Raw genomic sequence first — 2098 nt, 5'->3', positions numbered from 1 at the left:
GGACCAGACCACCCTGCGACAAACGAGCCCGGTCCCGAACCTCCATATGCCCCGTCATCCCACTCGCCTGCTCCCAATACCCCCACGCCAGGGAGGTGGCGGGCAGACCGAGGGTGTGACGGTGGTGGGCGAGGGCGTCGAGGAAGGTGTTGGCCGCGGCGTAGTTGGCCTGGCCGGGGGAACCGAAGACACCGGAGGCGGAGGAGTACAGGACGAACAGAGCGAGGTCGGTGTCGCGGGTCAGCTCATGGAGGTTGACGGCCGCCTGCGCCTTCGGGCGCCATACCTCGGCCAGCTGCTCGGCGGAGAGGGAGGTGACCAGCCCGTCGGCGAGGACTCCGGCGGCGTGCACGACACCGGTGAGGTTACGGCCGTCGAGGAGGGCGGCGAGCTGGGCCCGGTCGGCGGCATCACAGGCCGCCACCTCGACCATCGCACCCAACTCAGCTAGTTCTGCGCTGAGTTCGGCGGATCCCGGGGTGTCCGGGCCGGTGCGGCTGGTGAGGAGGAGGCGCCGGACACCGTGTTCGGTCACCAGGTGACGGGCCAGGAGCCCGCCCAGCGTGCCCGTACCGCCGGTGACCAGGACCGTCCCCTCGGGATCAAGGGACCGCGGCATCGTCAGGACCACCTTGCCGACATGCCTGGCCTGACTCATGAACCGGAACGCCTCCGACGCCCGGCGCACATCCCACGCCCGCACCGGCAACGGCTCCAACACCCCCGCCTCGAACAGGGAGAGCACCTCCGCGAGGATCTCACCCATCCGCTCCGGACCTGCCTCGCCCAGCTCGAACGGTGCGTAGGTCATTCCGGGGTTCGACTGCTCCAGTTGCTCGGAGTCGCGGATGTCGGTCTTGCCCATCTCGACGAAACGGCCCTGCGGAGCGAGGAGTTCGAGGGAAGCGTCGACGTACTCACGCGCCAGGGAGTTCAGCACCACGTCCACACCGGCACCAGCGGTCGCCTCTTGGAACCTCTCCCGGAAACCGAGGTCCCGGGAGGAACCAATCCGGTCGTCCGGCAGACCCAGACCACGCAGGACATCCCACTTACCCGGACTCGCCGTCGCCAGAACAGTGGCGCCAAAGTGCCGGGCCAACTGGATCGCGGCCATCCCCACTCCGCCGGCCCCCGCATGGACGAGAACCGAGTCGCCCTCCTGCACACGGGCAAGGTCGACCAGGCCGTAGTACGCCGTCAGGAACACCACCGGCACCGAGGCCGCCTGCTTGAACGACCAGCCCTCCGGAATCGGGGCGAGGCCACGTGCGTCAGCGACGACTTGGGGAGCGAAGGCGTGCGGGATGACACCCATGACCCGGTCCCCTGGAGCCAGATGCTTCACGCCCTCGCCCACTTCCACGACCACACCCGCGGCCTCGCTGCCGAGTACGGGCTGACCGGGGTACATGCCGAGGCTGATCAGGACGTCGCGGAAGTTGAGACCGGCCGCGCGAACGGAGACACGAACCTGCCCAGCGGCCAAAGGCACCCCATCACCCGGCACCCGAACCAGCGCCAGGCCCTCCAACGTCCCCGGCGCCACCGTGTCCAGCCGCCACGCCCCGTCACCCGCCGGAGGCACCAACCCCGAACCCGCTCCTGTCAGCCGCGGGACCCACACACCTCCGCCTCGAACCGCGACCTGCCCTTCCCCCGCCTCCAACGCGCCCCACGCACTCTCCACCACACCGTCCGCACCCACTCCCGGATCCGGATCCAGATCGACCAGCAGCAGCCGCCCCGGGTTCTCGGACTGCGCCGACCGCACCAACCCCCACACCCCGGCCGACGCCACGTCACCCCCGTCGTCGGCGCCCACAGCGACCGCGCCCCGCGTCACCACCACCAACCGGGTCCCAGCCAGCCCCTCGTCAGCCAGCCACTCCCCCACCAACCCCAGAACGTCCGTCGCCACCCGCAATCCAGCCTCAGCCACATCACCGCCGCCCACGGCCGGCGGAACAGACACGAACACCAACTCCGGCGCGGGCACGCCGGCCTCCATCACGACCCGCAGCCCCTCAAGATCCGGATACGAGTCCACGGCCAGCCCGGCACCCTGCACAGCAGCACCCAGCCCGAACGGATCCTC

1 protein-coding gene is annotated in these 2098 nt (G+C 70.2%); it reads right to left on the bottom strand.

Going from position 1 to position 2098, the window contains the following annotated elements:
- Positions 1–1489: MDR/SDR family oxidoreductase (locus AB0E07_RS39810; protein WP_362263374.1), on the bottom strand; the 1489-nt coding region annotated here is incomplete at its 3' end.
- Between the last annotated feature and the right edge of the window lie 609 nt (positions 1490–2098).

It is taken from the genome of Streptomyces sp. NPDC048002 (assembly GCF_040653275.1).
In the GTDB taxonomy this organism is placed as follows: Bacteria; Actinomycetota; Actinomycetes; order Streptomycetales; family Streptomycetaceae; genus Streptomyces.
Note: the sequence above shows the minus strand (reverse complement) of the source record. Positions and strands in the feature narration are given on the sequence as shown.